This window comes from Microbacterium sp. NPDC055502 (assembly GCF_053643635.1).
The window spans coordinates 1744922-1759972 of record NZ_JBSHKJ010000001.1; the positions used below are offsets into that span (position 1 = coordinate 1744922).

Genomic DNA, 15051 nt, shown 5'->3' on the forward strand with positions numbered 1-15051 from the left:
TCCGGCCGGCATGGTCAGGCCGGACGCACCGCGCTGCCGAGCTCGCTCAGGCCCTCGCTCAGAACCTCGACCAGCAGCCGCGCATAGCGGCCGTCGGGGTCGAGGTCGGGATCGAACACGGTGATGCTCGCACCGATCGCCCGCGGAGCGAGGCCCCGCAGCAGCGCCGTCAGCTCGTCGGCGGTGAGCCCTCCGGGATCGGGGCTGTCCACCGCGGGCATCACCGTGGGGTCGAGCACGTCGACGTCGAGCTGGAGCCAGTACGCCTCGCCCGCGGCTGCGGCAGACTCGGACGCGACGGCCTGGGCTCCGCGCGCGGAGACCTCGGCCGCGGGGGTCACGCGTGCCAGGAGGCCGCGAACCTCCTCCTGCTCCTCGTCGTCGTCGCGGTGTCCGACGTGGGCGGTGCGCCCCGCCGGGAAGTAGGGGGACAGGCCGTCGATGTCGGCGATGGCCGGCCAGTGCAGGCCGATCGCCGCCGCCAGGGCCTCGCCGGCGACGGCCGCGCACTCCTCGCTGTTGCCGGGGTGGCGGAAATCGGTGTGGCCGTCGATGTGCACGAGTCCCGCTCCGCCGCGTCTCTTCAGAGCGATCCCGGCGCCGACGAGGATGCCGCAGTCGCCGCCGATCACCAGGGGTGCCCGCCCCGCGTCGATCGCGTCGCCGATGCGCGCGGCCAGGCGCAGCGAGTGGTCGACGAACGCGGCCTCGTTGCGGACCCGACCGGCCGGACGCACGTCGTCGTCGGCCACGTACCGGCCGGGGAGGACGACGCCGGAGTCGGTCGCGCCCCGGGCGGCGAACCGCTCGTAGAGCCCCGCCTCGCGCAACGCCTCCGGCGCTTTCGCCGAGCCGGGCACGCTCCCGGGCTCGGGCGGACGGAGGCCGAGGTTGCTGGGAGCGGACAGAAGAGTGATCATGCGGTCCACTCTGGCGGGGGCGACCGACATTCGCTCCGCCCGCGCGAGGGGAGTGGATTCAGCGCTCGTGGTCGTGCTCGTGGTCGTGATCGTGCTCGTGGTCGTGCTCCTCGAGGAGCATGCCGACCGAGGTCGCGCACGCGTCACCGCGCCAGGCCTCGATCCCCTCGCGGACGGCGAAGCCCGCGATGACGAGCCCCGCGACCGCGTCGGCCCACCACCACCCCAGCAGCGAGTTCGCCACGAGTCCGACGAGCACGGCGGCGGACAGATACGTGCAGATCAGCGTCTGCATCGAGTCCGCGACCGCGGTGGCCGACCCCAGCTCGCGCCCCGCCCGGCGCTCGGCGAGGGAGAGGAACGGCATCACGACCACGCTCACCGCGGTCAGCACGATCCCGACCGTGCTGTGCTCCGGCCGCTCCTGCGCGATCAGGGCCAGGACGGAACTCGCCGTCACGTACAGCGCGAGCGCGAAGAACGCGACCCCGATCACCCGCAGCGTCGGCTTCTCCCAGCGCTCGGGATCGGGCCGCGTGAACTGCCAGGCGACCGCCGCCGCCGAGAGCACCTCGATCGTGGAGTCGAGCCCGAACCCGATCAGTGCGGCGGAGGAGGCCACGGAGCCCGCGGCGACGGCGATGATGGCCTCGATCACGTTGTAGCCGATCGTGACGCCCACGATCACGCGGATGCGGCGATGCAGCGTCTGCCGGCGGGGCTCGGCGACCGCGGCCGCCATCAGCAGGTGCACCCCTCGCCGTCGCAGCAGTCCGGGTCGACGATCAGGGTGACCCGCATCAGCATGTCGAGCGCGGGAGCGAGGTGGCGGTCCGACAGGCGGTAGAGGCTGCGTCGCCCGTCGGCCGTGCTCTCGACGAGTCCGCAGCCGCGCAGGCACGCGAGATGGTTCGACATCGCCTGCCGCGAGACGCCGAGCGCCTCCGCGAGCTCGGCCGGGTACCGCGGCGACGACCGGAGGGCGAGCAGGATCCCGGCGCGCGTCGTGTCGGACAGCGCGTGCCCGAGGCGGGCGACGGCGGCGGTGTGCGGAGTCGAGGCGAGCGCAGTGGTCACCCCTGAACAGTACAGAAAGTCGTGAATTCAGAAAAGAGTGAAGCGGGAGGGGCAACGGATGCGACCGCCCCTCCCGCCGCGATCTCAGCGGATCGCGTACACCGCGCCGCCGACGATCACGGCCACCACGGTGGTCCAGCCGATGATCGCGACCGCCTGCCACACGAGGATCCGTCCCTTGCCGACGCCCGACGCCGCGAGCATGGTCGCGGTGAAGTGCGTGGGCAGCAGCAGCGGTCCCAGCAGGCTCACGCCGGGGACGCCGTAGCGCTCGAACGCCCGCTGGAACTTCTCGCGCCGTGCGGAGCCGCGCCCCTGCTCGGCCGCGGGCGCGGGTGCTACGTCATCCTCCAGGCTGCTCCCGCCGCCCGCGAGTGCGGCCTGCCGCGCCCTCGACCGGTCGACGATGGCGCGCCGCGCCCCCGAGCTCGCGAGCACCAGGACGGCCACGCACACGAAGTTGCCCACCATCGCCGCGACGGCCGCCACCACCGGGGGGATGCCGCCGATGATCCCGATGCCCGCGGCACCCTCGCCCTCGATGAACGGCACCGCGCCGGCGAGAGCGACGATGAGGGGCTGCACCAGGTCGGGGACCTGGGCGACGAGGTTCTGGAACGTCTCGACGAGGTTCATGGGAGGGCCTCCGGGAGTTTCGGCGGACGGGCTCTCCGTCGCCATGACCCCCAGTCCACCGGAGGCGGGACGGCTGTGACAGTGCCGCGGCGTCACCTCTCTCCGGGCGCTTCACCCGCCGATCCCGTGACATCTGTCACGGCCCTATCGTGGGGAGCGTGACCCGCATCCCCCCGGCCTCCACCGTCGAACCAGCGCCCGGCTCCCGGCAGCTCGCCCGTGGCATCACCGCCACCTGGTGGTACACGGTGACCGCGGTGCTGTTCATCGAGCTCATGCTCGTCGGGGCATGGACGGGCATCGCGGCCGCGGTCGACCTGCGCGGCGGCGTGCTGCTCGTGGTGGGGCTGGGCGGCGTGGTGTGGTGCGCGTCGACGCTGCTGCTGCTGCTGGACTACCGCCACCGGCTGGAGGCCGGTCCGGGGGTGGAGTGGCGGCGCCTGGTGCTGCCGTTCGCGGTGGCGGTGGCCTACGGGGGCACGGCCGGGCTCCTCGTGGGCAGCTGGGAGCTGGCGGGCATGCCGATCGTGCAGTTCTTCGTGCTGCTGCGGTGGCCGCGCGGTGTCCGCGCGCGGGTGGTCGTCGCGGCGACGGTCGTGCTGGTGGGGCTCGCCGTGATCGACACCGCCGCCGACGGCTTCGGGGTGGGCATCCCGTGGTGGCTGCCGATCGTGTACGCGGCGATGCTGCCGGGGATGACCGTCAGCTCGCTGTGGTGGTGGGACGTGCTGGTGACGCTCGACCGGGCTCGAGCCTCGGAGGCCCGGCTCGCCGCAACCCAGGAGCGGCTGCGGGTCGCCACCGACGTCCATGACCTGCAGGGGCATCACCTGCAGGTGATCGCGCTGCAGCTGGAGCTCGCGGAGCGGCTGCTGCCCGTGGACGCGCCCGCCGGAATGGAGCAGCTGCGCGCGGCGCGGGTGAGCGTGGACGAGGCGCGCCAGGGGACCAGGGACCTCGCGACGCGGTTCCGGTCGGTCCCGCTGGGCGATGAGCTGGCGAACGCGCGCGACCTGCTGGGCGCGGCAGGGCTGGACGTCGAGGCGCGCATCGCGACCGACGCGAATGCGGCGCCCGCGGCCGACCTCGGCCCGGTGATCCGGGAGACGACCACGAACGTGCTGCGCCACGGCGGTGGAGAGCGCGCGCGGCTGGTGCTCGAGCGCACGCGCGACGGGTGGCGGTACGAGATCGCCAACGGGGTCACGGACGGGGACGGGGGCGCGGACGGCGTGGAGGACGGGCACGGCGGCTCGGGGCTGGAGGGTGTGCGGCGGCGGATCGCGGACGCGGGCGGCACGCTCGACGTGCGTCGCGACGCGGACGAGTTCGTGGTCGTGGTGACCGTGCCGTCCGCGGGGGAGGGCGCGCGATGATCCGGGTGCTGCTGGCGGACGACGAGGGGATGATCCGGTCGGCACTCGCCGCGCTGCTGCGGCTGGAGGACGACATCGAGGTCGTCGCGGAGTGCGCCGACGGGGAACAGGCCGTGGCGGAGGCGCTGCGGCTGCGACCGGACGTGTGCCTGCTCGACCTGGAGATGCCGGGGCTCGACGGCGTGCAGGTCGCGGAGCGGCTCGGCCGGGAGATCGCGACCCGGTGCGTGGTGGTCACCCGTCACGCGCGACCGGGCGTGCTGCGGCGTGCACTGGCCTCCGGGGTGTCGGGGTTCCTGCCGAAGTCGCGCGGGGCGGACGAGGTCGCGGCGGTGATCCGGCGGGTCGCCGCGGGAGCGCGCTACGTCGACCCGGAGATCGCGGCGGATGCGCTGAGCGACGAGCGCTCGCCGCTGACCGACCGCGAGCTGGACGTGCTGCGGGCCGGACGGCGGGGTGAGACGACGGGGCAGATCGCCAGGGCGCTGTCGCTCGCACCCGGAACGGTGCGGAACCACATCTCGGTGATCCTCGGCAAGCTGTCGGTGGCCACACGTCAGCAGGCGGTGCTGCTCGCGGAGGAGCGCGGCTGGATCTGACTCCCGATATGCTGGCTCGCATGGGAACAATATGCGCCGCGCCCGTGATGGGGCGCACTCTCGTGTTCCGCGACCGCCGCGCCTGACGGCGCGCTCGCTCTCCGCACGCCTCCGCGCGCCGTCCACAGAGATGTCATCGCACCTCGGGACGGGCTCTTTTCGCCGACTCCGCTCACGCGTCCCTCGCCGAGGTGCTCCGATCCTCTTCCCGGAGCGCACCCATGCCTCGCAACCGTCCTCGTTCGATCCACGGCGGCCGCCACGAACTCGGCCAGAACTTCCTCCATCACGCCCCGACGCTCGACCACATCCTCTCGCTGGTCGAGCGCACGTCCGGCCCCATCCTCGAGCTCGGCGCCGGTGACGGTGCCCTGACGCGTCCCCTCGCCCGCCTCGGTCGTCCCCTCACCGCGATCGACGTGGACGAGCACCGCGTACGTCGGCTTCGATCCGACCTCCCGCAGGTACGCGTCGAGGCCGCGGATGCGACACGTCACCCGTTCGACGCCGAGGTGGTGGTGGGCAACGTCCCCTTCCACCTGACCACGCCGATCCTCCGTCGTCTGCTGGCGACGGGGCGATGGCGACACGCGGTACTGCTGACCCAGTGGGAGGTCGCTCGGAAACGCGCCGGAGTCGGCGGCGGGACCCTGATGACCGCACAGTCCGCGCCGTGGTTCGTGTTCGCCCTGGAGGGCCGTGTTCCGGCGTGGGGCTTCCGGCCGCAGCCGAGCGTCGACGGGGGGCTGCTGACGATCGCCCGGCGCGGGTCGCCGCTCGTGCCCGCGACGGATCGCCGCGCGTACGAGGCCTTCGTTCGGCGCATGTTCACCGGGCGCGGGAGCTCGCTCCCCGCGATCGTGGCCTCCGCAGGCGGCCTGTCGATGCCCCAGGCGCGCCGGGCCGTCGCCTCGGTGCGAGCGCAGGACCGCCGCCTCCCCCGTGACCTGGGCCCGGAGCAGTGGGCGGGGCTGTGGCGCGAGGCGGGGCGGAGGCCATGAGGGGTGGTGGCGCCCCCTCCGTCACGCGTCCGGCGGCGTCTTCGCGGCCTGCGAGAATGGAGGCGCCGAGTCCCGAGCCGAGGAGCCACCGTGCCGTTCATCTCCACCCGTGGCGGCATGCAGCCGCAGTCCTTCAGCGAGACCCTGCTCGAAGGGCTCGCGCCCGACGGAGGCCTGGCGGTTCCCGAGGTCATGCCCGAGGTCGACGGTGAGACCCTGGAGCGCTGGCGCGCACTCACGTACCCGCAGCTCGCGACCGAGGTGCTGGGGCTGTTCGCGACCGACATCCCCCGCGAGGATCTGGCGCGCATGTCGGCCGCCGCCTACGCCGACTTCCCCGACGGGGTGGTGCCGCTGCGCCGCATCGACGACGACCTCACGCTGGTCGGTCTCTCCGAGGGGCCGACGCTGGCGTTCAAGGACATGGCGATGCAGTTCCTCGGGCAGGTGCTCGAGTACACCCTCGAGCGTCAGGGATCGGTGCTGAACATCCTCGGCGCAACCTCGGGCGACACGGGGTCGGCGGCCGAGCACGCCCTCCGCGGCAAGGAGCGGGTGTCGGTGTTCATGCTGTCGCCGCAGGGCCGCATGAGCGCGTTCCAGCGGGCGCAGATGTTCTCGCTCGACGACGCCAACGTGCACAACATCGCGGTGGAGGGCGTGTTCGACGACTGCCAGAACCTGGTCAAGAAGCTCGCCGGCGACCTCGACTTCAAGCGCACCCAGCACCTCGGCGCCGTCAACTCCATCAACCTCGCGCGCATCACCGCGCAGACCGTCTACTACTTCTGGGCGTGGCTGCGGGCCACCGACGCGGGCGGCTGGGCCGAGGTGTCGTTCACCGTGCCCTCGGGCAACTTCGGCAACATCCTGTCGGGCTTCTTCGCGAAGCAGATGGGCCTGCCGATCCGCCGCCTCGTGCTGGCCGCGAACGAGAACAACGTGCTCGACGAGTTCTTCCGCACGGGCGTCTACCGGCCGCGCAGCGCCGCGCAGACCCTCGCCACCTCGAGTCCCTCGATGGACATCTCGAAGGCGTCGAACCTGGAGCGCTTCATCTTCGAGCTGGTCGACCGCGACCCGGCGCGGGTGGTCGGCGCGTGGGACGACCTGGAGGCGCAGGGCTACGTCGACTTCTCGGCGGAGCAGGAGCGCTTCGCGGAGGAGTTCGGCATCGTCAGCGGCACCTCGACCCATGAGGACCGGCTGGCCACCATCCGCTCCGTGTACGAGGCCTCGGGCGAAGTGATCGACCCGCACACCGCCGACGGCGTCAAGGTCGCGCGCGAGTATGTGGAGCCGGGCGTTCCGATGCTCGTGCTGGAGACCGCCAAGCCGGAGAAGTTCGCGGAGACCATCCACGAGGCGATCGGCGTCGAGCTCGGCTACTCGCCCGAGCTGCGCGCGATGCTCGACGCCCCCCAGCACGTGACGGAGATGGCCGACGACGAGCAGGCCCTGCGCGCGTTCATCGCGGAGAACGCCCTGCACTGACACCGAGGCCCTTCATCGCGAAAGACCCCCGACCGCCGGCGCGGTCGGGGGTCTTCGTCCTTCTAGGGGAATTTATCAGGCAGTAACTGCCAAGAGTTGTTACTGTATCTGCATGAATGAAAGTGCGGACTCCGTCCCGACGGCCATCGAGGCGCGTCATCTGTCCAAGTCCTACGGGAAGGGCGAGAGCAGATTCCTGGCTCTCGACGACGTGTCGTTGCGGGTGCGGCGGGGCGAGTCCCTGGCCATCGTCGGCAAGAGCGGGTCGGGCAAGTCCACGCTGATGCACCTCCTTGCGCTTCTGGACCGCCCCGACGCCGGAGAGGTGCGGGTAGACGGCGCTGATGCGGCGACGCTGTCGCCGCGGGCGGTGAACCGGATCCGCAACCGCCGCTTCGGCTTCGTCTTCCAGCAGTTCTTCGTCACCCCCGGTGCCTCGGTGCTCGACAACGTCATCCTCCCGCTCACGATCGCGGGGATCCCCGCCGCCGAGAGGCGACGCCGCGGCATGGAGGCCCTGCGCCGCTTCGGCCTGGAGGACAAGGCGCGGGGCCGTGCGAACGACCTGTCCGGCGGGCAGAAGCAGCGCGTCGTGCTGGCTCGGGCGCTCGTGTCCGAGCCCGAGGTCATCTTCGCCGACGAGCCGACGGGAAACCTCGACAGCGCGACCGGCGCCGTCGTCGAAGATGAGCTCTTCGCGCTCCAGCGCGACCACGGAATCACCCTTGTCATCGTCACGCACGACGACGACCTCGCCGCACGATGCGACCGCCGGGTCGTGGTGCGCGACGGGCGCCTGGAGGATGCGACGGGGGTGGCGGCATGAACGCGCTCGACCTGGTGCGCACCGCCGTGTCGCACACGTTCCGCAGCAAGCTGCGCACCACGCTGACCGTGCTGGCGCTGTTCGTCGGAGCGTTCACGCTCACCCTCACGACCGCACTGGGCGCCGGTGTCTCCGACTACGTCGCGAAGCAGGTGGCGTCGCTCGGCGCCGACGACGTGCTGCTCATCTCGGCGGGGACGGGGACGGCGACCGACGCCGGGCCCCAGCCGTACGATCCCGCGACCTCCACGGCCTCCGGGGGTCCTGCCAATCCACTCACCGGCGGGGGAGCGCTGACGCCGCAGGACATCTCCGCGCTCGAGGGCATCGACGGACTGCGTGACGTGTCGCCCGTCTCGGCCGTCGCGGTCGACTGGATCCAGGGACCGGGGTCGCAGAAGTACGAGTTCGCGATCGCGCCCACCTCGTCGATCGCGCGGGCGGACCTCGTCGCCGGCTCGCAGCTGGATGCCGAGGCCACCGAGAACCAGATCACCCTCGCGCTCGACGACGTCGAGCCGCTCGGCTGGGCCGACCCCGGCGACGCGGTCGGTGCACGGGTCGAACTGGGGTTCACCGACGTGCTCGGCGGCCCCCACACCATCGAGGCGACCGTCGTGGGCGTCTCGAACACGAGCCTGCTCAATGCCGGCGCCGGGGCCAACGCCGCCCTGGTCGACGCGATCGCGGCGGAGCAGCGCGCCGGGTCGTCGGCGCCGGAGCGCTTCCAGGTCGCGGTGGCCTCCTTCGACCCGAACGCCAGCGCCGACGACGTGCGCGACCTGAAGGACCGGGTCGCTGACGCGGGGATGACCGCGCAGACGATCCAGGACCAGCTCGGCATCGTGCAGACGGTCATCGGCGGCATCACCGGTGTGCTCAACGCGTTCGCCGTGATCGCTCTGCTCGCGGCCGCTTTCGGCATCATCAACACGCTGCTGATGAGCGTGCAGGAGCGCACGCGCGAGATCGGGCTCATGAAGGCCATGGGGATGAGCAACGGACGGGTGTTCGCGCTCTTCAGCATCGAGGCGGCGATCATCGGCGTGCTCGGCAGCGTGCTCGGCGTCGTCGTGGCCGTGCTGGTGGGACTGCCGCTCAATGCGGCTCTCGCCCAGGGGCCGCTCTCGGGTCTCGCCGGTCTTGACCTGCTGCTCTTCCAGCCGCAGGGGATGCTGGGCGTCGTCGCGCTCATCGTCGTCATCGCATTCCTGGCGGGCACGCTACCGGCGCGACGCGCGTCGCTGAAGTCACCCATCGACGCGCTGCGATACGAATAGAGCATGCCCGCGCCCGCAACCCCGCACAGCAGCAACGCCCGCGGACGGGCGACGGCGCGCGCGATCGAGACCGCGGCGGTGCGGCTGGCCCTGGAGAAGGGGCCGGCCGCGCTGACGGTCGACGAGATCTGCGCGGCGGCCGGCGTCAAGCAGCGCACGTTCTTCAATCATTTCCCGACCAAAGAGGACGCGCTCCTCGGCAGCGCGCTGCCCCGGCTCAACGAGCAGCGGGTGCGCGAGTACCTCAGCGATGCGACGGTGGGTGTGCTCAGCGGCGCTCTGGGTCTGGTCGAGCTGCCGGCGTCCCCCGACGGGCAGGAGGACCTCGCGGCAGCTCGCATGCGCGTCCTCGCCGCTTCGCCGGCCCTCGCCGAGCGCCAGGCGAGTCGGCTGCTGCCGTTGGCGCGCGAGGTCAACGAGGTCATCCGCCTCAAGCTGCGTGCCGTCGGCCCCGGCCAGGCGGCGGAGCGCATCGACGCCGCCGCGTCCGTGCTCACCCGCATCGCGAGCGCGCTCGTACTGCAAGCCGGGCGGGCGGGCGAGGCGGAGCCCGGCCTCGACGATCTCCGGTGGATCTGGGACCGCCTGCTCTGACGTCGCGTGCAGAGTGCACAGCGACGGGCGATGTTCGTGCGGATCGCACATGTCGGGCGGTGAGGCGCGGTGGCTACGGTGGCGGCAACCCGTTCCCCCCTCCTCCCAAAGGATCCTCATGGCACGCACGGCGCACGCAGACGACTTCGCGCTCTCCCGAGTCACGCCGGAGGCCCGCAAGCCCTGGTTCGGAATCGCAGTGCAGCGATTCGGTCAGGTCTCGGCCCTCTCGCAGTTCCTCCTCGGCGCGACCCTCGGCTACAGCATGACGTTCGGCGAGGCCGTCCTCGCCTTCCTGTTCGGCTCGATCATCCTCGAGGTGATCATGTGCGTGGTCGGTTTCATCGGCCAGCGCGAAGGCCTGAACACCGCCCTCCTCGCCCGCTGGACCGGCTTCGGGGAGATCGGCGCCTCGCTGGTCGGCCTCGCGATCGGCATCAGCCTGATCGGCTGGTTCGGCATCCAGTCGGCGATCTCGGCGCAGTCGCTCGACGCCCTCATGCCCGGCGCCCTGCCGGTGTGGGCGTGGAGCCTCATCTTCGGCCTCGCGGTGACCGCGATCGTGGCCTTCGGCTTCGTCGGCATGCAGTGGCTCGCGAACATCACGGTGCCGCTGTTCCTGATCCTGGTCGGATGGTCGGTCATCTCCGAGCTGAGCCGCCACGACATCGGCGAACTGCTGACCGGTCCGGCCCCCGGCCCCACCATGAGCGTGTGGGCGGGCACCGGCATCGTCGCGGGCGGCCTCATCGTCGGCGCCATCATCACCGGCGACATGACCCGCTTCAACCGCTCGCGCGCCGACGTCGTCAAGCAGACCGTGCTGGGCGTCTCGCTCGGCGAGTTCGTGATCGGCCTGGCCGGCGTTCTCCTCGCGCACGCCGCCGCCACCGGCGACATCGTCGCGATCGTCACGTCGTCGGTCGGCTTCATCGGCCTGTTCATCGTGCTGACCGGCACGCTGAAGATCAACGACTGGAACCTGTACTCCTCCACCCTCGGCCTGGTGAACTTCATCTCCACCGCGTTCGGCAAGAACCTGCACCGCGTGACCACCACGATCGTGCTCGGCGTCGTCGGCTCGGTGCTCGCCGCGGTCGGCATCCTCGGGCAGTTCACCGAGTTCCTGATCGTGCTCAGCGTCGCGTTCCCGCCCATCGCCGGGATCATGGTCGCCGAGTACTACGTGGTGCGGCGCTGGCGCCCCGAGCTCGACGCGACCCGCGAGCAGGGCACGCTTCCGGCCACCGCTCCGCGCATCGTCCCCGCGACCATCGTCGTCTGGCTGGTCTCGTCCCTCGTCGGGTACTTCGTCACCTGGGGCATCCCGTCGCTGCTCAGCCTCTTCCTGTCGATGGTGCTGTACATCGTCGTCGGCAAGCTCGGCTGGGTGCGCGGCGTCGGCGTCGCCACCACGCGCCAGGCGAGCCCCGTCGACAGCGCCCCCGCGGCGGTCTGAGCGACCGCGACAGAACCACCCCACACGAAAGCGAGCATCATGCACATCGGCATCGACGTCGGCGGCACCAACACCGACGCCGTCCTCATGGACGGCACCCGCACCCTGGCGGGGGTGAAGCACTCCACGACCCCCGACGTGACCCGCGGGATCGTGCAGGCCATCGAGGACCTGCGCGCCGGTCACTCCTTCGAGGGTGCAGACATCGATGCGGTCATGATCGGCACGACGCACTTCATCAACGCGCTCGTGCAGGCCAGCCGGCTCGCGCCGGTCGCGGCGCTCCGGCTGGGGCTCCCCGCCACGCGCGCGCTGCCGCCGCTGATCGACTGGCCGGAGGTGCTGGTGGAGGCCACGCAGGCGCGCAGCTACCTCGCCCACGGCGGATACGAGTTCGACGGGCGACCCATCTCGCCGCTCGACCCGGAGGAGATCCGTGCGCACGCCGAGGACATGAAGGCCCACGGCATCCGCTCGGTTGCGATCTCCTCGGTGTTCAGCCCGGTCAACCACGACCTCGAGGTGCGGGCAGCCGAGATCGTGGCCGACGTGCTCGGGGCGGATGCGGCGATCTCGCTGTCGCACGAGATCGGACGCATCGGGCTGCTGGAGCGGGAGAACGCGACCATCATCAACGCGGCGCTGCGCGAGCTCGCGTCCGAGATCGTCGACGGGCTCACCTCGGCCGTGCGCGCGCAGGGCATCGAAGCGCCCATCTTCCTGAGCCAGAACGACGGCACGCTCATGGACGAGGACTACGTGCGCCGCTACCCGGTCGCGACCTTCGCCTCCGGACCCACGAACTCGATGCGCGGTGCCGCCGCCACGAGCGGCCTCGACGACTGCGCCGTGATCGACGTCGGCGGCACGACGGCGGACATCGGACTGCTCATCAACGGCTTCCCGCGCGAGACCGCGAACGAGGTGAAGGTCGCGGGCATCCGCACCAACTTCCGGATGCCCGACGTGCTCTCCCTCGGCATCGGCGGCGGCAGCATCGTCGACGAGGAGACCGCGGAGGTCGGCCCCGCATCGGTCGGGTACAAGCTGACGACCGAGGCGCTGGTGTTCGGCGGCTCCACCCTCACCGCGACCGACATCGCGGTCGCGGCCGGCCGGGCACAGGTGGGCGACCCGAGCCGCGTGGCCCACCTCGACCCCGCCTTCGTGCAGCGCGTGCTCGACCGCATCGCCGAGCGGGTCTCCGAGGCCGTGGACCGCATGCGCACCTCGCCCGAGCCGATCGCGGTCGTCGCGGTCGGCGGCGGCTCCATCCTGCTGCCCGACGAGCTGCCGCTGTTCGGCACCGTGCACCGCCCGGAGAACTACGCGGTCGCCAACGCCATCGGCGCCTCGATCGCCCAGGTCGGCGGCGAGATCGACAAGGTGTACGCGATCGAGCCGGGCCGCCGCGAGGAGACCCTCGCCGAGGTGCGGGCCGAGGCCGTGGACAAGGCCATCGCCGCGGGCGCCAAGCCGTCCACCGTGTCGATCATCGACTTCGACGAGGTGCCCATCCCGTACCTTCCCGGCAACGCCACGCGCATCCGCGTCAAGGCCGTCGGCGACCTCGACATGGGGGTCTGACATGAGCTGGACGATCACCCCCGCCCACATCGACGGGCTCGCGCGCGGGGCCGCCGTGCTCGGCACGGGTGGCGGCGGCGACCCGTACATCGGCGCGCTCCTCGCCCGGCAGGCCCTCGCGAGCGGCGACGTCACCGTGGTCGCCCTCGACGAGGTGCCCGACGACGCCCTGGTGCTGTTCGTCGCGATGATGGGCGCGCCCACCGTCATGGTCGAGAAGCTGCCGAGTCTGGCCGAGGTCATCGAGCCCGTGAAGGCGCTGGGCATCCACCTCGGCCGCCCGGTCACGCACATCGCGTGCGCCGAGGTCGGCGGCGTCAACTCCACGATCCCGATCGCCGCGGCCGCCGCGCTCGGCCTGCCGCTGGTCGACGCCGACGGCATGGGGCGCGCGTTCCCGGAGCTGCAGATGGTGCTGCCGACGCTGTACGGCGTGACCGCGTCGCCCCTCGCCTTCAGCGACGAGAAGGGCAACACCGGGGTGCTGCAGACGGCCGACAACTCCTGGACCGAGCGCATCGCCCGAGTCGCGTGCGTCGAGATGGGCTGCTCCGTCATGATCTCGGGCTTCTCGATGTCGGGCACCGCCGCGCGGGAGTCGCTCGTGGCGGGGTCGCTGTCGCGCTGCATCGAGATCGGCCGGAGCATCGCCACCGCGCGCGACGAGAAGACCGACCCGGTCGCGGCGGTCGTCGAACTGCTCGGCGGGCGCGAGCTGTTCGACGGCAAGGTCGTCGACGTCAACCGCGCCACCACCACCGGGTTCGCCCGCGGGCGCGCCCGCATCGACGGCGACGGCGGCACCACGCTCACCCTCCGGTTCCAGAACGAGCACCTGGTGGCCGAGGCCGACGGCGCGGTCCTCGCGACCACACCCGACCTCATCATGGTGCTCGACGGCGAGTCGGGCGAGCCGATCACCACCGAGGGGCTGCGCTACGGCCAGCGCGTGCGGGTGATCGCGGCCCCCGCCGACGAGCGCTGGCACTCCGCGGAGGCCCTCGCGATGGTCGGCCCCGGCTACTTCGGCTACGACCTCGCGGCCCACCGCTTCGACGGCACCGTCTCCGCCGCCGACGCCTCGACGGGGGCGGCCGCATGAGCTGGCAGCTCACCGCGGCCGACCTCCCCGACCTCGCCCGAGGCGCGACGCTGCTCGGCACGGGCGGGGGCGGCGACCCGTACATCGGGAAGATGCTCGTGGAACGGGTGCTCGGCGACGGCAGCATCACGATCCTCGACCCGGACGAGCTGGCGGACGACCTCTTCGTGATCCCCACCGCGCAGATGGGCGCCCCGACGGTGATGGTGGAGAAGATCCCCGCTGGCACCGAGCCCACGCTGGCGCTGCGCACGCTCGAGGAGCACCTGGGGCGCACGGCCGATGCGACCATGCCCATCGAGTGCGGCGGCATCAACTCCATGATCCCGCTGATCGTCGCGGCCGAGACCGGGCTGCCCGTGGTGGACGCGGACGGCATGGGACGAGCGTTCCCCGAGCTGTCGATGGAGACCTTCGCGGTGTACGGCGTGCACGGCTCGCCGCTCGCGCTCGCCGGGGAGCGGGGCGAGAAGGTCGTGATCGACACGGGCGACGACGACCGGCAGATGGAGTGGCTCGCCCGCGGCATCACGATCCGGCTGGGCGGCGTCGGCCACATCGCCGAGTACGCCATGACCGGCGCCGACGTGCGGCGCACGGCCGTGCCCCGGACCATCTCGATGGCGCTCGCCCTCGGCCGCGCCATCCGCCTGGCCCGCGAGGAGCACCGGTCCCCGTTCGAGGCGATCGCCGACACCCTCGCGACCACCCTCTACCCGCACGTGCGCGAACTGGGCGTCGGGAAGGTCGTGGACGTCGAGCGGCGGACGACGGAGGGCTTCGCGAAGGGCCGGGCCGTCATCGCTCCGCTGGGGGCCGAGGGCGACGCGGTCGAGATCGCGTTCCAGAACGAGAACCTCACGGCCTACCGCGGCGGGGAGCTGCTGGCGATCGTGCCCGACCTCATCTGCGTGGTCGATCACGAGACCGCGGAACCGATCACGACCGAGGGACTGCGCTACGGGCAGCGGGTGCGCGTGCTCGGCATCTCCACGCCCGACATGATGCGCACGCCCGAGGCGCTGGCCGCGTTCGGTCCCACGGCGTTCGGCCTGACGGAGCCGTTCCGCCCGGTCGAGGGGACCCCCGCGTCCTAGGCT

At 72.0% G+C, this 15051-nt stretch carries 15 protein-coding genes; 11 read left to right on the forward strand and 4 right to left on the reverse strand.

What is annotated here, in order from left to right; translation table 11 throughout:
• Nucleotides 1-14: 14 nt before the first annotated feature.
• The 4 genes from ACWH95_RS08520 to ACWH95_RS08535 all read right to left on the reverse strand — a co-directional run bounded on the left by ACWH95_RS08520 (nt 15) and on the right by ACWH95_RS08535 (nt 2633).
• Entirely contained in the window at nt 15-920 is a 906-nt protein-coding gene (locus ACWH95_RS08520; protein WP_454120528.1) for an arginase family protein, read from the reverse strand.
• Between the two features lie 58 nt (nt 921-978).
• Nucleotides 979-1662 (reverse strand): cation transporter, encoded by a 684-nt coding sequence (locus ACWH95_RS08525; RefSeq protein ID WP_454120529.1) that lies wholly within the window; start codon nt 1660-1662, stop codon nt 979-981.
• Nucleotides 1662-1997: an ArsR/SmtB family transcription factor gene (locus tag ACWH95_RS08530; protein WP_136031719.1), complete on the reverse strand. Its 336-nt coding sequence runs from the start codon at nt 1995-1997 to the stop codon at nt 1662-1664. Before ACWH95_RS08530 ends, ACWH95_RS08525 begins: the two co-directional genes overlap by 1 nt.
• 84 nt (nt 1998-2081) lie before the next feature.
• Entirely contained in the window at nt 2082-2633 is a 552-nt protein-coding gene (locus tag ACWH95_RS08535; RefSeq protein ID WP_136031721.1) for a small multidrug efflux protein, read from the reverse strand.
• A gap of 158 nt (nt 2634-2791) precedes the next feature.
• On the opposite strand from ACWH95_RS08535, the gene ACWH95_RS08540 reads away from it, so the two are divergent.
• The 11 genes from ACWH95_RS08540 (at nt 2792) to ACWH95_RS08590 (ending at nt 15048) form a co-directional block, all read left to right on the forward strand.
• The gene (locus tag ACWH95_RS08540; RefSeq protein WP_454120530.1) at nt 2792-4009 is read left to right on the forward strand and encodes a sensor histidine kinase; all 1218 of its coding nucleotides are present in this window, start codon (nt 2792-2794) and stop codon (nt 4007-4009) included.
• Nucleotides 4006-4608, forward strand: coding sequence for a response regulator transcription factor (locus tag ACWH95_RS08545; RefSeq protein ID WP_136031725.1), 603 nt, complete (start codon nt 4006-4008; stop codon nt 4606-4608). The genes ACWH95_RS08540 and ACWH95_RS08545 overlap by 4 nt, the downstream gene beginning before the upstream one ends.
• 221 nt (nt 4609-4829) lie before the next feature.
• A complete protein-coding gene (erm, locus tag ACWH95_RS08550) occupies nt 4830-5609 on the forward strand; it encodes a 23S ribosomal RNA methyltransferase Erm (RefSeq protein WP_136031727.1) in 780 nt (259 codons plus the stop codon).
• A gap of 90 nt (nt 5610-5699) precedes the next feature.
• Nucleotides 5700-7103: a threonine synthase gene (gene thrC / locus ACWH95_RS08555; protein ID WP_454120531.1), complete on the forward strand. Its 1404-nt coding sequence runs from the start codon at nt 5700-5702 to the stop codon at nt 7101-7103.
• A 112-nt stretch (nt 7104-7215) separates the two neighbouring features.
• The gene (locus ACWH95_RS08560; protein WP_136031731.1) at nt 7216-7929 is read left to right on the forward strand and encodes an ABC transporter ATP-binding protein; all 714 of its coding nucleotides are present in this window, start codon (nt 7216-7218) and stop codon (nt 7927-7929) included.
• Entirely contained in the window at nt 7926-9209 is a 1284-nt protein-coding gene (locus ACWH95_RS08565; RefSeq protein ID WP_454120532.1) for an ABC transporter permease, read from the forward strand. The genes ACWH95_RS08560 and ACWH95_RS08565 overlap by 4 nt, the downstream gene beginning before the upstream one ends.
• Nucleotides 9210-9212: 3 nt before the next feature.
• Nucleotides 9213-9803: a TetR/AcrR family transcriptional regulator gene (locus ACWH95_RS08570; protein WP_378803382.1), complete on the forward strand. Its 591-nt coding sequence runs from the start codon at nt 9213-9215 to the stop codon at nt 9801-9803.
• Between the two features lie 118 nt (nt 9804-9921).
• Nucleotides 9922-11262: a purine-cytosine permease family protein gene (locus tag ACWH95_RS08575; RefSeq protein ID WP_136031737.1), complete on the forward strand. Its 1341-nt coding sequence runs from the start codon at nt 9922-9924 to the stop codon at nt 11260-11262.
• Between the two features lie 39 nt (nt 11263-11301).
• On the forward strand, nt 11302-12849 hold the full coding sequence (locus ACWH95_RS08580) for a hydantoinase/oxoprolinase family protein (RefSeq protein WP_241115047.1): 1548 nt from the start codon (nt 11302-11304) through the stop codon (nt 12847-12849).
• A gap of 1 nt (nt 12850) precedes the next feature.
• Complete coding sequence (locus ACWH95_RS08585) at nt 12851-13951, forward strand: DUF917 domain-containing protein (RefSeq protein WP_454120534.1); 1101 nt, start codon at nt 12851-12853, stop codon at nt 13949-13951.
• Nucleotides 13948-15048, forward strand: a complete 1101-nt coding sequence (locus tag ACWH95_RS08590) for a DUF917 domain-containing protein (protein WP_247638361.1) — start codon at nt 13948-13950, stop codon at nt 15046-15048. The genes ACWH95_RS08585 and ACWH95_RS08590 overlap by 4 nt, the downstream gene beginning before the upstream one ends.
• The last annotated feature ends 3 nt before the right edge of the window (nt 15049-15051 follow it).

Bases quoted from the DNA above. Each gene is read 5' to 3' on its own strand.
- ACWH95_RS08590 (WP_247638361.1), top strand. From the start codon at position 13,948: ATGAGCTGGCAGCTCACCGCGGCCGACCTCCCCGACCTCGCCCGAGGC.
- erm (WP_136031727.1), top strand. From the start codon at position 4,830: ATGCCTCGCAACCGTCCTCGTTCGATCCACGGCGGCCGCCACGAACTC.
- ACWH95_RS08520 (WP_454120528.1), bottom strand. From the start codon at position 920: ATGATCACTCTTCTGTCCGCTCCCAGCAACCTCGGCCTCCGTCCGCCC.
- ACWH95_RS08525 (WP_454120529.1), bottom strand. From the start codon at position 1,662: ATGGCGGCCGCGGTCGCCGAGCCCCGCCGGCAGACGCTGCATCGCCGC.
- ACWH95_RS08565 (WP_454120532.1), top strand. From the start codon at position 7,926: ATGAACGCGCTCGACCTGGTGCGCACCGCCGTGTCGCACACGTTCCGC.
- ACWH95_RS08535 (WP_136031721.1), bottom strand. From the start codon at position 2,633: ATGAACCTCGTCGAGACGTTCCAGAACCTCGTCGCCCAGGTCCCCGAC.
- ACWH95_RS08545 (WP_136031725.1), top strand. From the start codon at position 4,006: ATGATCCGGGTGCTGCTGGCGGACGACGAGGGGATGATCCGGTCGGCA.
- ACWH95_RS08570 (WP_378803382.1), top strand. From the start codon at position 9,213: ATGCCCGCGCCCGCAACCCCGCACAGCAGCAACGCCCGCGGACGGGCG.
- ACWH95_RS08580 (WP_241115047.1), top strand. From the start codon at position 11,302: ATGCACATCGGCATCGACGTCGGCGGCACCAACACCGACGCCGTCCTC.
- ACWH95_RS08575 (WP_136031737.1), top strand. From the start codon at position 9,922: ATGGCACGCACGGCGCACGCAGACGACTTCGCGCTCTCCCGAGTCACG.
- ACWH95_RS08585 (WP_454120534.1), top strand. From the start codon at position 12,851: ATGAGCTGGACGATCACCCCCGCCCACATCGACGGGCTCGCGCGCGGG.
- ACWH95_RS08560 (WP_136031731.1), top strand. From the start codon at position 7,216: ATGAATGAAAGTGCGGACTCCGTCCCGACGGCCATCGAGGCGCGTCAT.